Genomic DNA, 21,577 nt, shown 5'->3' with positions numbered 1-21,577 from the left:
ACAAAACGGAACAAAGGGTGGACAAACCTTTCTCTTCCTGACAAACCGGCACCGATACAGCAACTTGGAAGGTAGCAACTCTTGGCCAAAGCCCGCGTTCAATTCGTCTGTCAGAGTTGCGGAACCGTGCATGCCCGCTGGGCCGGCAAATGCGACGGCTGCGGCGAATGGAATACCATTGTCGAGGACAGTCCGACAGCCGGCATTGGTGGTGGTCCGGGGACTGCAGCGCGCAAGGGCCGCCCGGTGGCGCTGGCGAGTCTGGCTGGCGAAATCGAGGAAGCGCCGCGCATCTCTACCCTGATCAATGAGCTCGACCGGGCCACCGGCGGCGGCTTTGTCCGCGGATCGGCGGTGCTGGTCGGCGGCGATCCCGGCATCGGCAAGTCGACGCTGCTGATGCAAGCGGCCTCTGCCCTGGCCCGTCAGGGCCACCGGGTGATCTATGTCTCGGGCGAGGAAGCCGTAGCCCAGGTGCGGCTTCGGGCGCAGCGGCTGGGTGCTGCCGATTCTGGCGTGCTTCTGGCCGCCGAAACCAATGTCGAAGACATCCTCGCCACATTGGCCGACGGCAAGCGCCCGGATTTTGTCATTATCGATTCGATCCAGACCCTGTGGAGCGATCTCGCCGGATCGGCGCCTGGCACCGTGACCCAGGTGCGCACCGGCGTGCACGCCATGGTGCGCTACGCCAAGCAGACCGGCGCTGCCATGGTTCTGGTCGGACACGTCACCAAGGACGGTCAGATCGCCGGCCCGCGCGTTGTTGAACACATGGTCGATGCGGTGCTTTATTTCGAAGGCGACCGCGGCCATCACTACCGGATTCTGCGCACGGTCAAGAATCGCTTCGGCGCCACCGATGAGATCGGCGTGTTCGAAATGTCCGACAAGGGATTGCGCGAGGTCGCCAACCCGTCGGAACTTTTCCTTGGCGAGCGCAACGCCAAATCACCGGGTGCTGCGGTTTTCGCCGGCATCGAGGGCACACGCCCGGTGCTGGTCGAAGTCCAGGCGCTGGTCGCACCGTCAAGCCTGGGGACGCCGCGGCGCGCCGTCATCGGCTGGGATTCCTCCCGCCTGGCGATGATCCTCGCCGTGCTTGAAGCCCATTGCGGCGTGCGGCTAGGCAGCCATGATGTCTACCTCAATATCGCCGGTGGTTACCGGATCACCGAACCGGCGGCCGATCTGGCTGTGGCCGCAGCCTTGGTTTCCTCGCTTGCCGGGCTTGCCCTTCCCGCCGATTGCGTCTATTTCGGCGAAGTCAGCCTGTCGGGAGCCATCCGGCCAGTGGCGCAAACAGGTTTACGGCTGAAGGAAGCCGAAAAACTGGGCTTCGCCAACGCAGTGTTGCCATCGGGATCAGCCGATCTGCCTTCCAAATCGGGCGCAGGTCTGGCACTGATGGAAACACTGGCGGATTTGGTGGCGCGCATTGCCGGTTCGAAAGCGGCACAGCTGACCGAAGGTGACGAGGACGAAAACTGAATTCAGCCCATCCTTACGCCCGAATCGGCGATGGCGGGCAGCGACTGAACGGAACGCGATTTCATGCCTATTACCCTTCTTGACGCCATCCTGCTTGTTATCACGCTGTTTTCGGCGGTGCTTGCGATGGTTCGTGGATTTTCACGCGAGGTTCTGGCCGTCGCTTCCTGGATCGCTGCGGCTGCGGCTGCATTTTTCCTCTATCCGATCCTGACCCCATTTGCGCTGAATTACACCTCGTCCGACAAGATCGCCATGATCGGGTCTGCGGCGGTTGTGTTTCTGGTCGCGCTGATCATCGTGTCCTACATCACCATGCGGATTGCAGATTTCATTATCGACAGCCGAATCGGTGCGCTTGACCGGACCCTCGGTTTTGTCTTTGGCGCCGCCCGCGGCGTTTTGCTGGTGGTCGTCGCAATGTTGTTTTTCAATTGGCTCGTTGCCGCGCCGAAGCAGCCCGAATGGGTGGCGACAGCAAAATCGAAGCCGATGCTTGATTCACTTGGAACCAAGCTGATCAACATGCTGCCCGATGATGCGGACGCAACAATCCTTGAACGCCTGCGCGGCAGCGATGCGGAAGACCCCGCCACCGACGAGGCACCCGCTACCAGCGGATGAGTGATTCCGGTCGGGGATCAATCCGGCCGGTCTATAAAAAGGTCCGACACCGATGACAGACACTGGCGTGATACCTGTCGATAACGAAGCCGACTGTTTCCATGACGAATGCGGAGTGTTCGGAATTTTCGGCAAGCCCGAGGCCGCTGCCGTTGTGACACTCGGATTGCATGCACTTCAGCATCGCGGCCAGGAGGCCGCCGGCATCGTCTCTTTCGATGGCCAACAATTCTCGGTCGAGCGCCATGTCGGCCTGATCGGGGACACCTTCACCAAACGTTCGGTGATGGACCGCTTGCCCGGCGACCGCGCCATTGGCCATAACCGCTATTCCACGACTGGCGGCGAAGGCCTGCGCAACATCCAGCCGTTCTTTGCCGAATTTGCCGGTGGCGGCTTCGCCATCTCGCACAATGGCAACATCACCAATGCACTCACCTTGCAGAGCGAATTGCAAAAGCGCGGTTCGATCTTCTCCTCGACATCGGACACCGAGGTTATCCTGCACCTGATCGCCACCAGCGAGAAAAGCCGGATTGTCCCAAAATTCATCGATGCGCTGTCCAGACTCGAGGGTGCCTATTCCCTGGTCGGACTGTCGGAGAAAAAGATGATCGGCGCCCGCGATCCGCTCGGCATCCGGCCGCTGTGCATCGGCGATCTCGACGGCGCCTATATCCTGGCGTCGGAGACCTGCGCGCTCGACATCATCGGCGCCCGATTTGTCCGCGACGTCGCCCCCGGCGAAGTCGTGGTGATCACCACCACAGGCATCGAAAGCCATTTTCCTTTCGAAAAACAGCCGCCCCGGCTTTGCATCTTCGAATATGTCTATTTCGCACGGCCCGATTCCAACATCGAGGGCCGCAACGTCTACGAGGCGCGCAAGAGAATCGGCGAAGAACTGGCCAAGGAAAGCCCGGTCGAGGCTGACGTCATCATCCCGGTTCCCGACTCGGGCACGCCGGCGGCCATCGGGTTTGCCCAGCAATCCAATCTGCCGTTTGAACTCGGCATCATCCGCAACCACTATGTCGGCCGCACCTTTATTGCGCCCTCCTCGGCGATCCGCCACATGGGCGTCAAGCTCAAGCTCAATCCCAACCGCAACATGATCGAAGGCAAGCGCGTCGTGCTGGTCGATGATTCGATCGTCCGCGGCACCACCAGCCAGAAGATCGTCAAGCTGGTGCGCGAGGCCGGGGCGCGGGAAGTGCATATGCGCATCGCCTCTCCGCCGACCATGTCGTCGTGTTTCTATGGCGTCGATACGCCGGAAAAGTCCAAACTGCTCGCCTCGCGCATGTCTGTGGCCGCCATGGCTGACTTCATCCGCGTCGACAGTCTCGGTTTTGTCTCCATCGACGGGCTCTATCGCGCCGTGCGCGAGCCTGGCCGCAATGCGGAATGCCCGCAATTCTGTGACGCCTGCTTCACTGGCGACTACCCGACCGTGCTCACCGATCAGGAAGACCACGTCAATGTGCGCAGCCTGTCGCTGCTGGCCAACAACGGATAATCCAAAGCATGACTTCTCTTGACGGACGTATCGCGCTTGTCACCGGCGCTTCACGCGGCATTGGCTACTGGACCGCATTGGCGCTGGCCAAACAGGGCGCGCATGTGATTGCGGTGGCCCGCACCACCGGCGGCCTCGAAGATCTCGATGACGCCATTCAGGCCGAGGGCGGCAGCACCACACTGGTGCCGATGGACCTGACCGACATGCCCGCCATCGACCGGCTCGGCTCGGCTATCAACGACCGCTGGGGCAAGCTCGACATACTCGTGGCCAATGCCGGCGTGCTGGGCACCATCTCGCCTGTCGGTCATGTCGAGGCCAAGGTTTTCGACAAGGTGATGGCGGTCAACGTCACCGCTACCTGGCGGGTGATCCGTTCGGTCGAGCCGCTGCTGATCAACTCCGACGCCGGCCGGGCACTGATCCTGTCCTCAGGTGTTGCCCATTCGGCCCGTGCCTTCTGGGGCCCCTATGCTGCGTCCAAGGCAGCGGTTGAGACGCTGGCGCGGGTCTGGGCCGCGGAGACTGAAAAGACGGCGCTGACTGTCAATTCGATTGATCCGGGCGCCACCCGCACAGCGATGCGAGCCCAGGCGGTACCGGGCGAAAACCCCGACACCCTGCCCCATCCGTCCGAAGTTGCAGAAAAGCTGGTCCCGCTCTGCAGTCCGTCCTGCACTGAATCAGGCAAACTGTTCCGCGTCAAAGAAAACCGCTTCTTCGACTACCGGCTGCCCGAATAGGCTGCCCGCCGTTTCCACGACCATCTGACCGGTTCCCTTTCTCTGAAATCGGCTCTAGGCTCCCCGACAGGAGCAGTTGACCTATTCGAGCGCGTCATGCGTTTGCAATCGGTCACAGGTGGAGGAGACCGTTCATGGCGGGTTGGGTCGCAACACTGATCATTATTGTGCTGGGTGCCGTTCTGGTGGCAGCTTTCCGGACCTCGGCAAAGCACGGCATCAGCCTGCCGCAAGCCATTGCGCTGACCAAGTTCAAGACCCTGTTCCGGCTGCACTTGCCTGAAACCATTGAGCCAACCGGTTCCAAAACCGCCAGCCCGGTCATCCATGTCTACGCGCGCCAGTCAGGCCTTGACGTGGCGGTCTTATGGTCCGTACTCGACCGCAACTGCCTGCATGTGCTGCACGAGGGCGACCAGCGCTCGCTGATCCTGTTCGGCCTGCGGCTGTTCGCCCGCACCGCTCCGGCCGGCGACACGGCAGCTATCCAGACTGCGCTGGCTGCCGGCTCTTCTGTGACGATTGCGCTCCCATACCCGATCGAGCCTGCGCCTGAAACCCTCGCCCGCTACGCAGCAATTGCAACGCTCGCACGCAAGCACAAGGCGCCACTCCGCGCCATGCATGTCCGCGGATCGAGCTTGTCGCTCTGGTCAGCCCATCCGCGAGAAGAAGCCCCGCGCCAGTTGTTACCGAGCTTCAGGCTGGCGCAATCAGGGCTGGTTGATTTCGACGACATCGCCCCGGCGGGCAACGGTTCGACTGCGTCACGTGATGAAGACCGGGTGCATGATGCTTTGGCGCTGGCACGGTTTGCCAGCAACGACCTCGAGCGCGGTCTGTTCCTGGCGTTCCGAGACGCTGCCGACCGCTATGGCAAGGCCGGACCGGTGCTTGAGGACGCGCTTGGCGGCAAGCTCACCTACAAGCGGATGATGATCGGCGCGCGCGCGCTCGGCGCCCGCTTCGAGCGGATGAGCGAGCCGGGCGAAGCGCTGGGAATCATGTTGCCCAATGCCAACGCCGTGATCGTCACCTTTCTGGCGCTGCAATCGGCAGGTCGGGTCGCGGCGATGCTGAACTACACTGCGGGATCGGCTGCACTCGTCTCGGCGCTGTCGACGGCCAGGATCCGCACAGTGCTTTCCAGCCGCGCCTTTGTCGACAAGGCAGGTCTCGAGCCTCAAATTGCTGCCATTGAAGCGGCAGGCGTGAAAATCGTCTGGCTCGAGGAACTGCGCGAGACCATCTCACGTCAAGAAAAAGCCAGCGCGTTCCTGATGTGGCGCAGCCCCTTGCGTCCGGTCGAGGCGAGTGATGCGGCGGTGATCCTGTTTACCTCCGGCTCCGAGGGCACGCCCAAGGGCGTGGTCCTGTCCCACAAGAACCTGCACGCCAACGCCGCCCAGGCAGAAGCCCGCATCGACATTTCGGTGCGCGACAAATTGTTCAATGTGCTGCCGGTGTTTCATTCCTTCGGGCTGACCGGCGGCGCCATCCTGCCGCTGCTCTATGGCATCAGATTGTTTCTCTACCCGTCACCGCTGCATTACCGGATCATTCCGGCAGTGGCCCGCGAGGTCAAACCCTCGATCATGTTCGGCACCGACACATTTCTGGCAGGCTACGCCCGCACCGCCAAGGACACCGATTTCCAGAGCTTGCGGCTGATCGTGGCCGGTGCGGAAGCGGTACGCGCCGAAACCCGAAGAATCTACCTGGAGCGCTTTGGCGCAGTCATCGTTGAAGGCTTCGGCATGACCGAAGCGGCACCGGTTGCGGCAGTCAATTCCGGCAGCCACTCAAAGGACGGAACCGTCGGCCGATTGCTGCCGGGGATGGCGCTGAGATTGGAGCCGGTAGAAGGCATCAACGATGGCGGCAGGTTATTTGTCTCGGGCCCCAATGTCATGATCGGCTACATGTTGGCCTCCGATCCCGGCGCGCTGCACCCGCTTGCCGATGGGTGGCACGATTCCGGCGATATCGTTGCCGTTGATGATGACGGCTTCATCTCCATTCGCGGGCGCGCCAAACGCTTCGCCAAGATCGCCGGAGAGATGATCTCTCTGGGCGCCATTGAGATAATGGTGCAAAAACTCTGGCCGGAATACTTCCACGCCGCCGTCGCGGTGGAGGACGCCCGCAAGGGCGAACGCATCGTGCTGGTGACAACCAAGATGCCTGCCTTGCGCGACGAGTTGCGCGATTACTCCCGCAGGTTCGGCGCCACCGACCTTATGGTTCCGGGCGAGATCGTCAATGTGCCGGAAATTCCGGTTCTGGGCTCGGGCAAGACAGACTATGTCACGGCGCAGAAGATCGCCGACGAATGGATAAGTTCACACCGCGCCGGCCAACAGACAAAGTAGCGCTTCAGTCTTTCGGGTCTTCTCCGGCATCCGAGCCGCTGTCCGCCGCGTCCTGTTGCGTCTTCAGACGTGACATTGGCCCATATTTGCGCGACCAGGCCCGCGCGCCGAATGGCAGCGACACCAGGTAGCCGAGTGCCGTCAGCGTCAGTGTCTCCCAGGTGAAGCTCATCAGCAGCGAGACATAGACCACCGCCGCCAAGATGAACGGCATCACCAGGTCGCGGCGGACGCCACCACTGGAACCCTTGCCGGAAAACACCGGCACCCGGCTGACCAGCAGAAAGCCGATGAACATGGTGTAGGCAGCCGCAATGAAACCGGTGCTTTTGTCGATCGGCATACCGAGAAAGCCGAGATAGATCGGCAACAACACCAGCATTGCCCCGGCAGGTGCCGGCACACCGACAAAATAATAGCTCTGCCAGGCCGATTTGGCGGTGGTCTCGGAAATGACGTTGAACCGAGCCAGGCGCAGGCCTGCAGCGACAGCAAAGACAATCGCCGCGATCCATCCGAATGACCGTGCCTGATCAAGAATGAAGACATAGAGCACCAGCGCCGGCGCCACGCCAAAATTGACGATATCGGCCAGCGAATCCATCTGCGCGCCAAATTTCGATTGCGCTTTCAACAGCCGCGCCACCCGTCCGTCAATGCCGTCGAGGAACGCAGCGATGAGCACCATGGCGACCGCCATTTCGAAGCGGTTTTCGAATGCCAGCCGGATACCGGTCATGCCGGCACAGATCGCCAGTACGGTGATCAGATTGGGAACGAGCATCCGGAACGGGATTTCACGTAAACGCGGGCCACGGCCCTCATCCAGTTCTTCGTCTTCCGGACCATGCGGTTCATAGGGTGGGAACGGCGTCGGCATGCATTTCTCCCTTGTCACCTGAGCAGCCAGCCTCAATCGCGGCGGCTGACTACGGGTCCCTTGTCTGATCCAAATTCGGCAAGCATGGTTTCGCCTGCAATTGCTGTCTGGCCAACGCTGACCAGCGATCGGGCAGACGTCGGCAGGAACACGTCGAGTCGTGAGCCAAACCGGATCAGGCCAAAGCGTTCGCCTGCATCAAGCTGCTCGTTCTCGTCGGCCCAGCACAGGATGCGGCGCGCCACCAGTCCGGCGATCTGCACCACACCAATCTCGCCATGGCGGGTCGTTTCAATCACCAGGCCGCTGCGCTCGTTTTCGGTGCTGGCCTTGTCGAGCTCTGCATTGAGGAACGAGCCCTGTGAATGGATCTTGCGGACAACGCGGCCTTTGACCGGTGCACGGTTCACATGACAGTCGAACACATTCATGAACACCGAGATACGCAGCATTTCGTCGGTCCCCAGACCAAGCTCGACCGGCGGCATCATCCGCACCACCGAGGAGACGCGGCCATCGGCGGGACTGATCACCAGATCATCATCCAGCGGCGTCACCCGTTCCGGGTCGCGGAAGAAATAGGCGCACCATGCGGTCAGCACCATGCCGATCCAGAACAGCGGATCGGCGATCCAGCCCAGCAGAACCGATGCGCCAAAGAATGCGGCGACAAATTTGTAGCCTTCCCGGTGAACCGGAACCAGCGCGTTGCGAACGCTGTCGATAATGCTCATGACGTCTTCCCTGATTTGTCCATTGGCCGTGCCTACAGCAATTCCCCCCAAAGGGGAAACCACTTTCCGGCGGCAATTGCACGCGGGCTGATCAGGTTTCGCCGACTTCCGGCGTGCGCCGCCGCGTCACGATGCCGAACTCGTCGTCTTCACGCATCCGCTTGAGCTGTTCTTCGGCTTCTGTGGCTTCGCGCTGGCGATCCCACATCGAGGCGTAGAGGCCCTTTTGCTCCAGCAGGTCGGCATGGCGTCCACGTTCGGCAATCTGGCCATCCTTGAGCACGATGATCTCGTCGGCGCTGACCACTGTCGACAGCCGGTGAGCGATTACCACCGTGGTGCGGTCCTTGGAGACGAAGTCGAGCGCCGTCTGGATTTCCTGCTCGGTAGCGGTGTCGAGCGCCGACGTTGCCTCATCCAGGATCAGGATCGGCGGCGCCTTGAGGATGGTCCGGGCAATTGCCACACGCTGCTTCTCGCCACCGGAGAGTTTAAGCCCGCGCTCACCAACCATGGCCTTGAAGCCTTCCGGCAGGCTGCGAATGAAGCCGCCGATCTGGGCAAGGTCAGCCGCCTGATTGACTTCCTCTTCACTGGCGTCGATGCGGCCATAGCGGATATTGTAGGCGATCGTGTCATTAAACAGAACCGTGTCCTGCGGCACCATGCCGATGGCGGCACGCAGGCTTTTTTGCGTCACATCGCGCACATTCTGCCCGTCAATGGAAATGCTGCCCGACTGGATGTCGTAAAACCGGTACAACAGCCGCGAAATCGTCGATTTACCTGCCCCCGACGGCCCGACAATGGCAATGGTCTTGCCGGCCGGAACCTCGAACGAGACGCCCTTGAGGATAGGACGCGACGGGTCATAGCTGAAATTGACATTGTCAAAGCGGATCGCGCCCTGGCCGACTGCCAGCGGCTTTGCATCGGGCGCGTCGCGCACTTCAGGCTCGACATCGAGAAGCTCGAACATCTGCTCGATATCGGTGAGCCCCTGGCGGATTTCCCGGTAGACGAAGCCGATGAAATTCAGCGGCACGGAGAGCTGCATCAGCATGGCGTTGATGAAGACGAAGTCACCGATGGTCTGGGTGCCCGCCTGCACCGCAAGCGCCGACATCACCATCATAACGGTCATGCCGACCCCGAAAATGACGCCCTGCCCCATGTTGAGCCAGCCAAGCGAGGTCCAGACCTGTGTCGCCGATTTCTCATAGGACGCCATCGACACGTCGAAGCGGCGCGCCTCCATGTCCTCATTGCCGAAATATTTGACCGTTTCGTAATTGAGCAGCGAATCGACCGACTTGGTGTTGGCATCCGTGTCCGACGCGTTCATCGAGCGCCGGATCGCAATCCGCCAGTCCGAGGCCCGCACGGTGAACCAGATATAGAACCAGACCGTGACGGCTGTGACCGCGACATAGCCCCAGCCATAGGCCACACCGAAAATGACGGCCGTCAGGGCGAATTCGATCAGCGTCGGTGCGGTGTTGAGGATGGTGAAGCGGACAATGGTCTCGATGCCCTTGGTGCCGCGCTCGATGACCCGCGACAGGCCGCCGGTGCGCCGCTCCAGATGAAACCTGAGCGACAATTCGTGCATGTGGACAAATGTCTTGTAGGCCAGTTGCCGCACGGCGTGCTGGCCGACCCGGGCAAACAGCGCATCGCGCAACTGGTTGAAGCCCCATTGCACGATCCGCACCACATTATAGGCGACCACCAGCATCACCGGTGTGGCGATCAGCGCCGGCATCCAGCTCGCCACCGTCGGGTCGCCATTGAGCGCATCGGTGGCCCATTTGAAGAAATAGGGCACCGAGATCAGCACGAGTTTGGACAGCAGCAGGAACAGCGTTGCCCACAACACCCGCATTTTCAGATCTGGCCGGTCTGCCGGCCACATATAGGGCCACAGGTTTTTGAGAGTGCCGAAGGGGTTTCCCTTTTCGGCGGATACAGTCTTGGTGTTCAAATCACATGTCCTTGTGTCCGGTCAGGCCGCCGGTGCGTCTGCCTGCCGTTCGATATTCGAATTTTCGTCATCCTGGGCCGCGCAACAGCCGCCGCCGCAACAATGATCTAGTGTTTGCCCGATGATGCTCGCAAGTTCGCGCAGGGCTTCGGCGTTGACGGTGTAGCGGGAGCATTGCCGCTCGGCCCGGAAGCTGACCAGATCGGCCTCGACAAGCACCTTGAGATGCTGCGAGACCGTCGATTGCGCCAGGCCGGCCTGTCCAGTCAGATCCTTGACGCAACAGCTGTCGGTGGCGCCCAGATGCCTGAGCAAACGCAGCCGCGCCGGATGCGCCAGTGCTGCCAGCTTGCGCGCCACCGCATCATCGCGGACGTCGAATTGGGGTTCAGATACATTCATCGTTCATCGGCGATATACGATGAATGCCAATCAGTCAACCAGACACGGCCGTCCGCCATGGCGAAATGCGACCACCAGATCGCAGCCCGCAGCCTGTTTCAGGACTTGTTGCCGCCATCCAGCAATTGCTTGTGCAGTTCTTCGGCATTTTCCAGCGGACTGTCGGGAACCGAAAACACCTGTCCTGGCTTGATCCGGTCCGGATCCTGGATCTGCGACTTATTGGCGACATAAATCGTGGTGTAGCGGACGCCCTGACCATAGGTCCGGCGGGAAATCTGCCACAGCGTGTCGCCACGCCGGATGATAACCGCACCAGGTGTCGAGGCCAGAGGCGCCTGAACAATGGTGCGCGGCTCGCCGGATTGACCGTTGGCGTCGGTCGCCGGATCCGGTGCATTTGCGGCGGCAATGTCACTCCGGGAGGGTTCGGAAAGCCCGGAGCCGGCTTGCTTGAGCATCTCGCTCGTCTTCGCCGGATCGGCAAGCAGATCACGCTCGCCATCCGCAAGCGGCATGAGCACCGAAAGCGCCGCATTGGCTTGAGCCCGCATCGATTCGGCCATCGCCGAAGCCTCGTCGCTGCTGTCGGCGGGCAGTTCAGCCATCGCCGCAGCCTTGAGCTTGGTGACCGTGTCAGCAAGTGCTGTCGACACGGCGGCGGCATCCGCGTCGGAGGCGGAAACCATCTGCTCCAGCACCGTCAACGCTTCGAAGGAAGCTTCGCGCATTTTGGAAATGCTGACGATATCCGGCCGAATTAGCGTGTCTGGCATGTCCACGCCGGAAGAAGCACCTGATGTCGAATCTGCGGACGTCGCCACTTCATTGTCAGACGTCTTTGCCATTGCCGGTTCCGGAGGCGCCACGGCTGCCAAGGCCTCACCCGCCGGACGGTTGAACGGCACAGTGGCGCGCAACAGCACGGTTTGCTCATCACGGTCCAGCAGCTCGGCGCTGATGATGTGGTCACCAACGGCCAGTTCGCCAGTGGATTCGACAATGAAGCGTCCGGACTCGTCAGCCTTTTCAGTGCCGATCACGACACCATCGGCCAGGACCCTCACCGGATATCCCGGCGTCGCCGAACCGGCGATGAAAATGCGATCGCCCTCGATCTCGACGGCATCGACGCGGACAGTGGAATCTGACGGAATTTCAGCCGCCTTGGGCTCTGCAACGGGATCGGGCGCCACCATGGCAACCTCCACATCCGCGTCCTGCTCAGCCGGTGCGGGGTTCTCTGTGTTGGCGATTTCGGCTGTGGCTTCGTTGTTTACCGCAACCTCGGGCGCCGAGGTCGTCAAAAGCCCTGCGGCGTCAGGCAGCGCGGGCGTTTCGATTGCAGACTGCTCGTCACTGGCCGTACCGGCCACGATTTGCTCAGGCGCGGCCTCTGCCTGCTGGTCCGCAGCGGCGGTTTCGTTCGTCGCGGTTTCCGCGGGTTCACCCGTTGCGTCGTCAGTAGCAGCCTCGGCGACATCTGCCACCGGTTCGGGCGCAGCCACTTCTTCGGATATTTCATCAGCCGGTGCGACCGGCTGGGCCATGATCCGGCTCGCCTCACCCGGCTTGCTGACCATCGCCAGCAATTCGCCGCCGGCAGCATGCGGGACCGAAACCGTGGCAATTTCCTCGGATTGGCGCACTGCACCGTCTTCGCTGACGTTGCGAAGCGTCAACAGGTGGTCACCTGCAGCCAAAGGCGTGTCGAGAACAGCTGCGAAATCTCCGCTAACCCCGACCGAGGTCGAAGCAACAACAGTTCCGTCGCTCATGATATCAAGCTTTGTCCCGGGTTCTGCCTTTCCGGCAATCACCGTGGAGCCGTCCTGCTCGACCCTGAGCAGATCAAAGCTCGGCGACTCCACACTGTCGGCAGTTGCTGCCGCATCAGTCGAACCATCCGTAGTCGTATCGGACGTCTCTGCCGGCGCTTCGGCGAGAGGCGCATCGGTGGCCGCTGAATCGCCGCCCATCAGACTGGACACTTGCGCAGGCTGAGATGCGGTCTCTTTGTCTGAGTTGAGGAACTGGGGCGCGACGTAATAGGTGCCGACAGCCGCTGCAACGATTACACCCGCAATCGCCGGCAAAGCTGCGCCCATTTTCACCGCACCGGCGATCTTCGCCAAACCGGCACCAAAATTGATCATAGTCCACTCCGCATCCACGGCGAAAACCGCCGTTATGACTTCAAAACCTATCTGGTTTGAATCTTCCGCACAAGAAAAAGCAAGCTGCAGCGCAGCATCGGGCTTGACCATATCGCCGGGTGCATGTTCATTCGCCTGATGAACACACATCCTGCCGGCATCAAATCCATCTGCGTCTACTGCGGCTCACAGCCGGGTCGCGACCCCGCCTATCGGGAAGCGGCTCAAATTCTGGGCCGGTCCATGGCCGAAAACGGCATAGACCTGATCTATGGTGGCGGAACCAAGGGCATCATGGGCGCGGTTGCCGATGCGGTGATGTCCAACGGCGGCAAGGCCATCGGCATCATTCCGGAATTCCTGATGGACAAGGAGGCTTCGGAAGAAGACCTCGGCCGGTTGAGCGAATTGCATGTCACAAAGGACATGCACGAACGCAAGCACATGATGTTTGAACGTTCCGATGCTTTCGTCACATTGCCGGGCGGCATCGGAACACTCGAGGAAATCATCGAGATCATGACCTGGGCGCAGCTTGGCCGGCATACCAAGCCGATGGTATTTGCCAACATCAACGGCTTTTGGGACCCGTTGAATTCCCTGATCGGTCACATGACCGGTGAAGGCTTCATCCACACCGCGCATCTGGTTCAGCCGATGGTGATCAACACGGCCGAAGCCATCGTGCCCGCCATTCTGGCCAAGGCCCTGAGCGGCACGGATGAAGGCGAACCGGAGTTGATCAAACGGATGTGACGGCCGCCGCCGCAGCCAGGCGCGCCTTGCGGCTGCGCAACAGTGACGACGTGTAGATTGCCAGCGCAATCCAGATCAGCAGGAACGCCGCCAGCTTGTAGGGACCGAACGGCTCCTTGAAGATGAACACCGCGATGATGAAGATAATCGTCGGGGCAATGTATTGCATGATCCCGATGGTCGAAAGCCGCAGCAGCTTGGCGCCATTGGCGTAAATCATCAGCGGCACCGCCGTGACCACGCCACAGCCCATCAGAAGCAGCATATCCGTCATTCCGGTATCTCCGAAATGACCGGTGCCGTTGAACTCGGTATAGGTAATGTAGCCCAGTGCGGGGATAGTCAGCACCAGCACTTCCAGAAAGAAGCCCTGATTGGGGCCGACCGGAAGCGACTTCTTGAAAAACGCATAAAACCCCCAGCTTATCGCCAGACCGACAGACACCCAGGGCAAACCGCCTGATTCCCAGGCCAGCAATGCGACGGCGACGACTGCAAGCGCGATGGCAATTTTCTGACGCCCGTCGAGACTTTCCTTCAGCAAAATTGCACCGAGGAAGATCGAAAACAGCGGGTTGATGTAATAGCCGAGTGCGGTCTCGATCGCCCTGCCCGCACCAATCGACCAGACATAGATGCTCCAGTTGACCGTGATCAGCGCCGCTGTGATCAGCGCCATGCCCATCGTGCGAGGCGACTTGAATGCAGCACGGATATCCTGGGTCCGGCCCAGCAAAATCAGCACAATCGCAGCGATCGGCACCGACCAGACCACCCGGTGCGCCACCACCTCGAAGGCCGGAATATGCGCAACCGCCTTCATGTAGAACGGCAGAAATCCCCACAGCAGATAAGCCACCAGCGCGAAAGCAAATCCACGCGGCGTGTCTTCATCATAAGGCGCCGGTGCGGTTTTGGTTGCCATCATCTGTCCCGTTCTCTTGCTGGTTGCGCGTGTCGACGCTTATGGCAACCGGTACGAATGAGCAAATTCATTCCGCTGAACTATCGGCGAACAACCATCGAACCAACCGATGTCTATCCAATTAGCGCGCCTACTCCGCCGCCACCTTGCCCGCCATGTCGCGGTTCTTCATCAGCTTGAAGACGATCGAATCCATCAGCGCCTGGAACGAGGCGTCTATGATGTTGTCGGACACGCCGACGGTCCACCAGCGGGCGCCATCGCCATCGGCGGATTCGACCAGCACCCGGGTAACCGCCTCGGTGCCGCCATTGAGGATGCGCACCTTGTAATCGACCAGTTCGAGATCAGCGATCTCCGACTGATAGACACCGAGGTCCTTGCGAAGCGCGATATCGAGCGCATTGACCGGACCATGGCCTTCGGCCACCGACATCATCTCGATGCCGTCGACCACCAGTTTGACCACGGCTTCCGAGACCGTCGTGATCTGCCCCATCGCGTTGAACCGGCGCTCCACCATCACCCGGAAACTAGTGACCGAGAAGAACTCCGGCACCCTGCCCAGCGTGCGGTGCGCCAACAGCTCGAAGCTCGCATCGGCGCCTTCATAGGCATAGCCGGTGGCCTCGCGCTCCTTGACGATGCTGATCAGGTGATCGAGCTTCGGATCATCCTTGGCGACTGCAATGCCGCGCCGCTTGAGCACATTGATGAAGTTCGATTTGCCACCCTGATCGGAGACCATCACCTTGCGGAAATTGCCGACACTTTCCGGCGGCACATGCTCGTAGGTGCGCGGGTCTTTCAGCAGTGCCGAGGCATGAATGCCGGCCTTGGTGGCGAATGCCGAAGCCCCGACATAGGGCGACTGGGTCGGCGGCGACCGGTTGAGCAGTTCATCGAATGCGTGGCTGAGCCCGGTCAACCCTTCAAGGTTTGCCGCAGGAACACCGGTTTCAAAACGGTCTGCGAAGGCAGGCTTGAGCATCAGGGTCGGGATCAGCGTGATCAGATTGGCATTGCCGCAGCGCTCGCCGATGCCGTTGAGCGTACCCTGGATCTGGCGCACGCCGGCTTCCACGGCGGCAAGCGTATTGGCCACTGCCTGGCCGGTGTCATTGTGGGCGTGAATGCCGAGCCGGTCACCCGGTATGCCTTCGTTGATCATCTCCGCGATGATCCGGGTGATCTCGGACGGCTGGGTACCGCCATTGGTGTCGCAAAGCACAATCCAGCGCGCGCCGGCATCATGCGCCGCCTTGGCGCAGGCCACCGCATAGGCGCGATTGGCCTTGTAGCCGTCAAAAAAGTGCTCGCAGTCAACCAGCGCCTCCTTGCCCGCACTGATGACGGCCTGCACTGACTCCGAGATCGATTGCAGGTTTTCCTCGTTGGTGCAGCCGAGCGCCACTTTCACGTGATAATCCCAGCTTTTGGCCACCAGGCAGACTGCATCGCCGGACGCCTGGATCAAACCGGCCAGCCCGGGATCGTTGGATGCCGAAACGCCTGCCCGCTTGGTCATTCCGAACGCCACGAACGTGGCCTTTTCAGTGCGGTTCTTGGCAAAGAATGCCGTGTCGGTCGGGTTGGCGCCGGGATAGCCGCCCTCGACGTAATCGATGCCGAACTGGTCCAGCATATTGGCGATGGCGATCTTGTCGTCGACGGAAAAATCGATCCCCGGCGTCTGCTGACCGTCGCGCAGCGTGGTGTCGAACAGGTAGATGCGTTGCTTGGTCACTGCATTCTCCAGAAACTATCGGGAGAAACACCCCCCTCTGTCGGCGACGCCGACATCTCCCCCGCAAGGGGGGAGAATGGAACCCTCGAACTCTCGGCATCCGATCTCCCCCCTTGCGGGGGAGATGTCACGAAGTGACAGAGGGGGGTGCGACCCAAGCCCTTAAGCATCGGCTTTCCCCGCAAATCTGTCAGTAGCGCGGATCAGTTGATCGAGAATTCCTGGCTCGGAAAATGCGTGGCCGGCTCCCTCAATGAGGTGGAAACCGGCGCGCGGCCAAGCCTTGTGCAACTGCCAGGCAATCCGCGCCGGGCACGGCATGTCGTAGCGGCCATGGACGATGACGCCGTCGATGTCGGCCAGCTTGTGGGCATCGCGCAGCAATTGCCCCTCCTCCAGCCAGCCGCCATGAACGAAGAAATGATTCTCGATCCGCGCAAACGCCAAAGCGAACTGGTCCTCGTGAAACTTGTCGCTGGTTGATGGTTCCGGCAGCAGCGTGATGGTCTCGCCTTCCCAGGCGCTCCAGGCTTTGGCAGCTTTCATCTGCTGATCCCGATCATCGCCAATCAGCCGCTTGCGATAGGCCGTCATCAGACTGCCGCGCTCGGCTTCCGGGATCGGTGCCAGGAAGCGCTCCCACTTGTCGGGAAACATCTCCGAGACGCCGACCTGATAATACCAGTCGAGCTCCGCCTTGGTCAGCGTGTAGATGCCGCGCAGCACAAGCTCACTGACATGGGCTGGATGGGTTTCCGCATAGGCCAGCGCCAGCGTCGAGCCCCAAGAGCCGCCGAACACCAGCCATTGATCAAAACCTGCCATGTCTCGCAGCCGTTCGATATCGGCGACCAGATCCCAGGTGGTGTTGTTCTCCAGCGCCGCAAATGGCGTCGAGCGGCCGCAGCCACGCTGGTCAAACAGGATCACATCGTAAAGTGCCGGATCAAACAGCCGCCGATGCACCGCGCCAAAGCCACCGCCCGGGCCGCCATGGAGAAACACGGCGGGCTTGCCGCCCCTGGTGCCGACCCGCTCCCAATAGACCTGATGGCCGTCGCCAGTATCGAGAAAGCCGGTCTCGAATGGTTCGATCTCCGGATAAAATCCACGCAATGCACTCATTCTCTCAACTCCAATTTACCCACACGACCACGGCGACCGTCACTGCGACCACCAGTACGCCCTTGCCGATCAGGCCGTAAAGCAGCCATTTCGGCATTTCGGTTCCCGGCTTGCGCTCACTCACGGCTTCCGCTCCGGCCAGGTTTTCGTGTCATGGTCGGGATGCTGAAAACTGACCAGCGATTTTAGAAACGCCACCGCGTCCGGATCTTCAAGCGTATGCCGCTCGGGCAGAGCCGGGATCGCGTCGCACCAGATTCGCTTGGCCTCGACACCATAGGCAATCGTTGGTGCCACCCTGTCGGGATCGTCAAAAGCCAGCACCGACAGCGCCAGCCCGTCCGGCGCATCATAGGCCAGCGGCGTTCCGCAGGCGCTGCAAAATCCGCGCCGCGCCGCGTTGGAACTCTGAAACCACGTTGGCTCGCCGCGTGTCCATTCGATAGAAGCGTCGCCGACTGACACCAGCGCCAGCGCCTGGCTGGCCGAGGCCTTCTGGCACATCCGGCAATAGCACACAGATGATGTGCCGGGCGCTCCGCTCAATCGGAACCGCACCGCGCCACACTGGCAACCGCCGGAATGTGTTTCAGTGCTCATGGCTTGCTCTCCATCGGCCAGACGCCGGTGTCGTGATCGGGGTGCTGGTGATTGCTCGAGGCGACCTCGGCAAGCTTGACGCCGTCCTCTTCGGGATCGTCCATGGATACCGCTGTCGGAATGGACAGGACTTCGCACAGGAATGGTACCCGGCTTTCCGCACCGAACTGGTGCTCCGGACGGATGGCGAGCGGGTCATCGAGCGATCCGAGCGTCACATTGGTGTTGTCACGAGCCACGGCTTCATAGATCAGCGGCGTTCCGCACCTGGAGCAAAACCCGCGCCGCGAAGGCTCAGATGAGCGGAACCAGGAAATCTCGCCGCGCGTGACGATGAAACCCGCCTTCGCGACGCTGGCCAAAGCCATGAAGTAATTGCCGCCCGCCTTCTGGCACATCCGGCAATGGCAGGTGTGTGGCAGGAAGGTCGTGCCCGTAATCCGGTAACGCACCGCGCCGCACTGGCAGCCGCCGCTCAAGGTTTGAGTACTCACGACTTGTCCTCGATCGGCCAAGTGCCACTGTCGTAATCAGGATGCTGATGGTTGGTCGAGGCAATGCTCTCGATGCCGCCCGGCAGATCGTCACGGTCGACATTTTTCCCCGGCAGGCTGCCGAGCGCCGCATGAAACGGCATGCGTGTTTCAATCCCGTCCTGCGACACCGGGGGGAACACCGCCGGATCATCCAAGCTGCCAAGCGTCACCGCCATACCATCCGATTGCAGTGTGTCGAAAAACAGCGGTGTGCCGCAATCTCGGCAAAACCCGCGCCGCACCGGATCGGAAGACTGAAACAAGCCCGGCTGGCCACGGGTGATGGTCAGAGTTTCCTCCGGTGCAAACCCGAGCGGCATGAAATAGTTCCCCGCCGCCTTCTGGCACATGCGGCAATGGCACAGATGCGGATACTCGAGTTCGCCCTCAATGCTGTAACGCACCGCACCGCACTGGCAGCCGCCGGAGTGAACTCTCGTCATTCCTCGTCCTCCGGCTCAAAGCAGACGGCCTCGATGTTATGGCCTTCCGGGTCGGTGACAAAAGCCGCGTAGTATTCCGGATGATAGATCTCGCGAATGCCCGGCGCACCATTGTCGCTCCCGCCATTGGCAAGACCGGTCGCATGAAAGGCGCGAACCGCCTTGCGCGAGTCTGCGCGGAAACAGATATGCGCCGACGGTGTCTGCGGACCGTCCTCGGCCAGCCAGAGCTGCCCCTTGCGGCCAATGCCAAACCCGGCATGGGCCACCGACCCGGATTGCTCCGCCGTCACCTCGCCGACCAGCTCCATGCCAAGCTCGGCAAGAATGGCCGCGTAGAACCGCTTGGCCCTCTCTATGTCGGCAACGCTGAGGCTGACATGATCCAGCATCATTTTGAGTTCAGTGGTCATCGTCTGTGCTCCCGATCAAACGCAGGATATGCGTGCAGACATTGTCGATATCGGTGAGCACATCACCGTTCCAGAAGCGAACAACCTTCCATCCCTGTTTTTCGAGATAGACAGTTCGCGCCTGATCATGGGATTGATTTTCAGCGTGCTGGCTGCCATCGACTTCGACGATGAGCTTGTGCTCCGGGCAGGCAAAATCGACGATATAGCGGCCGATCGGCAATTGCCGCCGAAAACCCAGGCCCATCAGCCGATGGGCCCGCAGTTCATTCCACAGCTTGAGCTCGGCCTCGGTCATGGCACGGCGCATACGGCGCGCATTGCGTCTGAGATGCGGCGGCACTTTCCCGTGCGGCAAGTCACCCCCCTCTGTCACTGCGTGACATCTCCCCCGCAAGGAGGGAGATCGGCGTGTCGCGAGATCACGCCCAAACAACAAAACTCCATCCGTATTCAGAAAACAACCTGAAAGGGAAAAATCCGATAGCCCGGATGCAGGCCGGCGATTGTTTGGAGTAACAAAGCTCTCAACATATCCCGATCCCGGTTTTACACTCCGGCGCGCGCCCCGAGCCCCCAATCTCCCCCCTTGCGGGGGAGATGTCGGCGTAGCCGACAGAGGGGGGTAAAGCCGTAAACTCACCGTTTCACTTCCCAAGTCGTCACCCGCTCACCGGTCTCCGGATCTTTGCCGTCCTTGAGCTGGATGCCCTGCTCAAGCAGTTCGTCACGGATCTTGTCGGCTTCGGCCCAATTTTTGGCAGCGATGAGGGCGAGCCGTTGCTTAATGCGCGGACCGATAGTTGAATCTGCCTTCTCAAAAACAATTTTTGCAGTTTCGCCGTCTGACTGCCTCTTAAGCTCCACAAACCCGAGGTGATAAAGAGTGCTTCGAAGCCAATCTCGCGCCTTTTCATCCCCACTTGAAGCCGCTTTGCTCAACTGGTCCAAATAAGCCTTAAGCGCTGAGAAGTTGAGGTCTTCAGACAAAATCTCAACTGCGTGCTCATCCATTCTGGATTGTAGTGACGCCCCTTCTGAAGCTTCCGCCCACTTCCAAAGCGCGGCCTCCGCCTCTTCCAGCCGCTTCACCGAAAAATCGATCGGCTCGCGGTAATGCGTCATCAACATCGCCAGTCGCAGCACCTCGCCGGGCCATTTGCGGCCGCCGAATTTGTCGGTTTCCAGCAGTTCGGCGATGGTGACGAAGTTGCCGTCGGATTTTGACATCTTCTTGCCTTCGACCTGCAAAAAACCGTTGTGCATCCAGAGATTGGCCATCCGGTCGTTGCCGTGGGCGCAGCAGGACTGGGCGATCTCGTTTTCATGGTGCGGGAAGATCAGGTCCAGCCCGCCGCCGTGGATGTCGAAGGTTTCGCCGAGATGATACTCGCTCATCACCGAGCATTCGATGTGCCAGCCGGGGCGGCCGTGAATGGTCGTGGTCTCGCCGCCATCGGTGAATGTGGCATCCCAGCCCGGCTCGTCGCTCGCGGACTCTTTCCACAGCACGAAATCCCCCGGGTTGCGTTTGTGGTCTTCCACCGCGATCCGCGCGCCGGCCTGCTGGTCCTCGAGCTTGCGGTTCGACAGCTTGCCGTAATCCGGCATTGAACTGACCGAGAACAGCACTTCTCGGCCTTCCCGGCCCGAGGTCACATAGGCGTTGCCCTTGTCGATGAGCCGCTGGATCATTTTCGCCATGCCATCGATATGGGCGGTGGCGCGCGGTTCGAATGTCGGCGGCAGGCAGCCGAGTGCGGCCACATCCTTGTGGTAGCGGTCAGCGGTTTTCTCGGTGACCTTGGCAATCGCCTCGTTCAGCGGCAGGTCGGGATAATCCCTGAGCGCACGGGCGTTGATCTTGTCGTCAACGTCGGTGAGGTTGCGGACATATGTGACATGGTCTTCGCCGTAGACATGGCGGAGCAGCCGGAACAGAACGTCGAAGACGATTGCCGGCCGGGCATTGCCGATATGGGCGTAATCATAGACCGTCGGGCCGCAGACATACATCCGCACATTGTCCGGATCGATCGGCGTAAACTCTTCCTTGACCCGCGTCAGCGTGTTCCAGAATTTGAGTTCGGTCATGGTAACTCCCCGATGCCAGCACCCTGGCCC

General features: G+C 60.8%; 20 protein-coding genes. 6 read left to right on the top strand and 14 right to left on the bottom strand.

Going from position 1 to position 21,577, the window contains the following annotated elements; genetic code table 11:
* Window positions 1-81: 81 nt before the first annotated feature.
* The 5 genes from radA (at window position 82) to IMCC20628_RS05920 (ending at window position 6,752) form a co-directional block, all read left to right on the top strand.
* Window positions 82-1,491: a DNA repair protein RadA gene (radA, locus tag IMCC20628_RS05940; RefSeq protein WP_047029459.1), complete on the top strand. Its 1,410-nt coding sequence runs from the start codon at window positions 82-84 to the stop codon at window positions 1,489-1,491.
* 63 nt (window positions 1,492-1,554) lie between these two features.
* Window positions 1,555-2,115, top strand: a complete 561-nt coding sequence (locus IMCC20628_RS05935) for a CvpA family protein (protein WP_047029458.1) — start codon at window positions 1,555-1,557, stop codon at window positions 2,113-2,115.
* Window positions 2,116-2,167: 52 nt separating this feature from the next.
* Window positions 2,168-3,634 carry an amidophosphoribosyltransferase gene (purF, locus tag IMCC20628_RS05930; RefSeq protein WP_047029457.1) on the top strand — a complete coding sequence of 489 codons (1,467 nt, stop codon included), beginning with the start codon at window positions 2,168-2,170 and terminating at the stop codon, window positions 3,632-3,634.
* Between the two features lie 8 nt (window positions 3,635-3,642).
* Window positions 3,643-4,380, top strand: a complete 738-nt coding sequence (locus IMCC20628_RS05925) for an SDR family NAD(P)-dependent oxidoreductase (protein ID WP_047029456.1) — start codon at window positions 3,643-3,645, stop codon at window positions 4,378-4,380.
* 134 nt (window positions 4,381-4,514) lie between these two features.
* On the top strand, window positions 4,515-6,752 hold the full coding sequence (locus tag IMCC20628_RS05920) for an AMP-binding protein (RefSeq protein ID WP_047029455.1): 2,238 nt from the start codon (window positions 4,515-4,517) through the stop codon (window positions 6,750-6,752).
* Window positions 6,753-6,756: 4 nt separating this feature from the next.
* Here IMCC20628_RS05920 and pssA read toward each other — a convergent pair whose 3' ends face one another.
* The 5 genes from pssA to IMCC20628_RS24175 form a co-directional block, all read right to left on the bottom strand.
* Window positions 6,757-7,632 carry a CDP-diacylglycerol--serine O-phosphatidyltransferase gene (pssA, locus tag IMCC20628_RS05915; RefSeq protein WP_047029454.1) on the bottom strand — a complete coding sequence of 292 codons (876 nt, stop codon included), beginning with the start codon at window positions 7,630-7,632 and terminating at the stop codon, window positions 6,757-6,759.
* Window positions 7,633-7,664: 32 nt separating this feature from the next.
* Window positions 7,665-8,366, bottom strand: coding sequence for a phosphatidylserine decarboxylase (locus IMCC20628_RS05910; RefSeq protein ID WP_047029453.1), 702 nt, complete (start codon window positions 8,364-8,366; stop codon window positions 7,665-7,667).
* A 91-nt stretch (window positions 8,367-8,457) separates the two neighbouring features.
* The gene (locus IMCC20628_RS05905) at window positions 8,458-10,350 is read right to left on the bottom strand and encodes an ABC transporter ATP-binding protein/permease (RefSeq protein ID WP_047029452.1); all 1,893 of its coding nucleotides are present in this window, start codon (window positions 10,348-10,350) and stop codon (window positions 8,458-8,460) included.
* Between the two features lie 21 nt (window positions 10,351-10,371).
* On the bottom strand, window positions 10,372-10,752 hold the full coding sequence (locus tag IMCC20628_RS05900) for a metalloregulator ArsR/SmtB family transcription factor (protein WP_082128026.1): 381 nt from the start codon (window positions 10,750-10,752) through the stop codon (window positions 10,372-10,374).
* Window positions 10,753-10,850: 98 nt separating this feature from the next.
* Entirely contained in the window at window positions 10,851-12,908 is a 2,058-nt protein-coding gene (locus tag IMCC20628_RS24175) for an Ig-like domain-containing protein (protein ID WP_197078394.1), read from the bottom strand.
* A 138-nt stretch (window positions 12,909-13,046) separates the two neighbouring features.
* Here IMCC20628_RS24175 and IMCC20628_RS05890 point away from each other — a divergent pair, with 138 nt between their 5' ends.
* Window positions 13,047-13,664: a TIGR00730 family Rossman fold protein gene (locus IMCC20628_RS05890; protein ID WP_047032293.1), complete on the top strand. Its 618-nt coding sequence runs from the start codon at window positions 13,047-13,049 to the stop codon at window positions 13,662-13,664.
* Here the strand turns inward: IMCC20628_RS05890 and rarD are convergent.
* The 9 genes from rarD to cysS form a co-directional block, all read right to left on the bottom strand.
* Window positions 13,651-14,589: an EamA family transporter RarD gene (rarD, locus tag IMCC20628_RS05885; RefSeq protein WP_047029451.1), complete on the bottom strand. Its 939-nt coding sequence runs from the start codon at window positions 14,587-14,589 to the stop codon at window positions 13,651-13,653. The two genes, IMCC20628_RS05890 and rarD, sit on opposite strands and share 14 nt — an antisense overlap.
* 130 nt (window positions 14,590-14,719) lie before the next feature.
* Window positions 14,720-16,336: a citramalate synthase gene (gene cimA / locus IMCC20628_RS05880; protein WP_047029450.1), complete on the bottom strand. Its 1,617-nt coding sequence runs from the start codon at window positions 16,334-16,336 to the stop codon at window positions 14,720-14,722.
* Window positions 16,337-16,498: 162 nt separating this feature from the next.
* Window positions 16,499-17,461, bottom strand: a complete 963-nt coding sequence (gene pip, locus IMCC20628_RS05875; protein ID WP_047029449.1) for a prolyl aminopeptidase — start codon at window positions 17,459-17,461, stop codon at window positions 16,499-16,501.
* Between the two features lie 120 nt (window positions 17,462-17,581).
* Entirely contained in the window at window positions 17,582-18,061 is a 480-nt protein-coding gene (locus IMCC20628_RS05870) for a GFA family protein (protein WP_047029448.1), read from the bottom strand.
* Window positions 18,058-18,555: a GFA family protein gene (locus tag IMCC20628_RS05865; protein WP_047029447.1), complete on the bottom strand. Its 498-nt coding sequence runs from the start codon at window positions 18,553-18,555 to the stop codon at window positions 18,058-18,060. The genes IMCC20628_RS05870 and IMCC20628_RS05865 overlap by 4 nt, the downstream gene beginning before the upstream one ends.
* Window positions 18,552-19,040, bottom strand: a complete 489-nt coding sequence (locus IMCC20628_RS05860) for a GFA family protein (protein ID WP_047029446.1) — start codon at window positions 19,038-19,040, stop codon at window positions 18,552-18,554. Before IMCC20628_RS05860 ends, IMCC20628_RS05865 begins: the two co-directional genes overlap by 4 nt.
* Entirely contained in the window at window positions 19,037-19,432 is a 396-nt protein-coding gene (locus tag IMCC20628_RS05855) for a VOC family protein (RefSeq protein WP_047032292.1), read from the bottom strand. The genes IMCC20628_RS05860 and IMCC20628_RS05855 overlap by 4 nt, the downstream gene beginning before the upstream one ends.
* Before the next feature lie 10 nt (window positions 19,433-19,442).
* Entirely contained in the window at window positions 19,443-19,811 is a 369-nt protein-coding gene (locus IMCC20628_RS05850) for an endonuclease domain-containing protein (RefSeq protein ID WP_082128023.1), read from the bottom strand.
* A gap of 281 nt (window positions 19,812-20,092) precedes the next feature.
* The gene (gene cysS / locus IMCC20628_RS05845; protein ID WP_047029444.1) at window positions 20,093-21,547 is read right to left on the bottom strand and encodes a cysteine--tRNA ligase; all 1,455 of its coding nucleotides are present in this window, start codon (window positions 21,545-21,547) and stop codon (window positions 20,093-20,095) included.
* Between the last annotated feature and the right edge of the window lie 30 nt (window positions 21,548-21,577).

This window comes from Hoeflea sp. IMCC20628, from assembly GCF_001011155.1.
Lineage (GTDB): Bacteria > Pseudomonadota > Alphaproteobacteria > Rhizobiales > Rhizobiaceae > Hoeflea.
The sequence above is the reverse complement of the archived record's forward strand: the minus strand, read 5'-3'. Positions and strand labels throughout refer to the sequence as shown.

Excerpts from the sequence above, each read along its gene's own strand:
- IMCC20628_RS05935 (WP_047029458.1), top strand. The coding sequence starts at position 1,555 with ATGCCTATTACCCTTCTTGACGCCATCCTGCTTGTTATCACGCTGTTT.
- purF (WP_047029457.1), top strand. The coding sequence starts at position 2,168 with ATGACAGACACTGGCGTGATACCTGTCGATAACGAAGCCGACTGTTTC.
- IMCC20628_RS05925 (WP_047029456.1), top strand. The coding sequence starts at position 3,643 with ATGACTTCTCTTGACGGACGTATCGCGCTTGTCACCGGCGCTTCACGC.
- IMCC20628_RS05920 (WP_047029455.1), top strand. The coding sequence starts at position 4,515 with ATGGCGGGTTGGGTCGCAACACTGATCATTATTGTGCTGGGTGCCGTT.
- pssA (WP_047029454.1), bottom strand. The coding sequence starts at position 7,632 with ATGCCGACGCCGTTCCCACCCTATGAACCGCATGGTCCGGAAGACGAA.
- IMCC20628_RS05910 (WP_047029453.1), bottom strand. The coding sequence starts at position 8,366 with ATGAGCATTATCGACAGCGTTCGCAACGCGCTGGTTCCGGTTCACCGG.
- IMCC20628_RS05900 (WP_082128026.1), bottom strand. The coding sequence starts at position 10,752 with ATGAATGTATCTGAACCCCAATTCGACGTCCGCGATGATGCGGTGGCG.
- IMCC20628_RS24175 (WP_197078394.1), bottom strand. The coding sequence starts at position 12,908 with ATGATCAATTTTGGTGCCGGTTTGGCGAAGATCGCCGGTGCGGTGAAA.
- IMCC20628_RS05890 (WP_047032293.1), top strand. The coding sequence starts at position 13,047 with ATGAACACACATCCTGCCGGCATCAAATCCATCTGCGTCTACTGCGGC.
- rarD (WP_047029451.1), bottom strand. The coding sequence starts at position 14,589 with ATGGCAACCAAAACCGCACCGGCGCCTTATGATGAAGACACGCCGCGT.
- pip (WP_047029449.1), bottom strand. The coding sequence starts at position 17,461 with ATGAGTGCATTGCGTGGATTTTATCCGGAGATCGAACCATTCGAGACC.
- IMCC20628_RS05870 (WP_047029448.1), bottom strand. The coding sequence starts at position 18,061 with ATGAGCACTGAAACACATTCCGGCGGTTGCCAGTGTGGCGCGGTGCGG.
- IMCC20628_RS05860 (WP_047029446.1), bottom strand. The coding sequence starts at position 19,040 with ATGACGAGAGTTCACTCCGGCGGCTGCCAGTGCGGTGCGGTGCGTTAC.
- IMCC20628_RS05855 (WP_047032292.1), bottom strand. The coding sequence starts at position 19,432 with ATGCTGGATCATGTCAGCCTCAGCGTTGCCGACATAGAGAGGGCCAAG.
- cysS (WP_047029444.1), bottom strand. The coding sequence starts at position 21,547 with ATGACCGAACTCAAATTCTGGAACACGCTGACGCGGGTCAAGGAAGAG.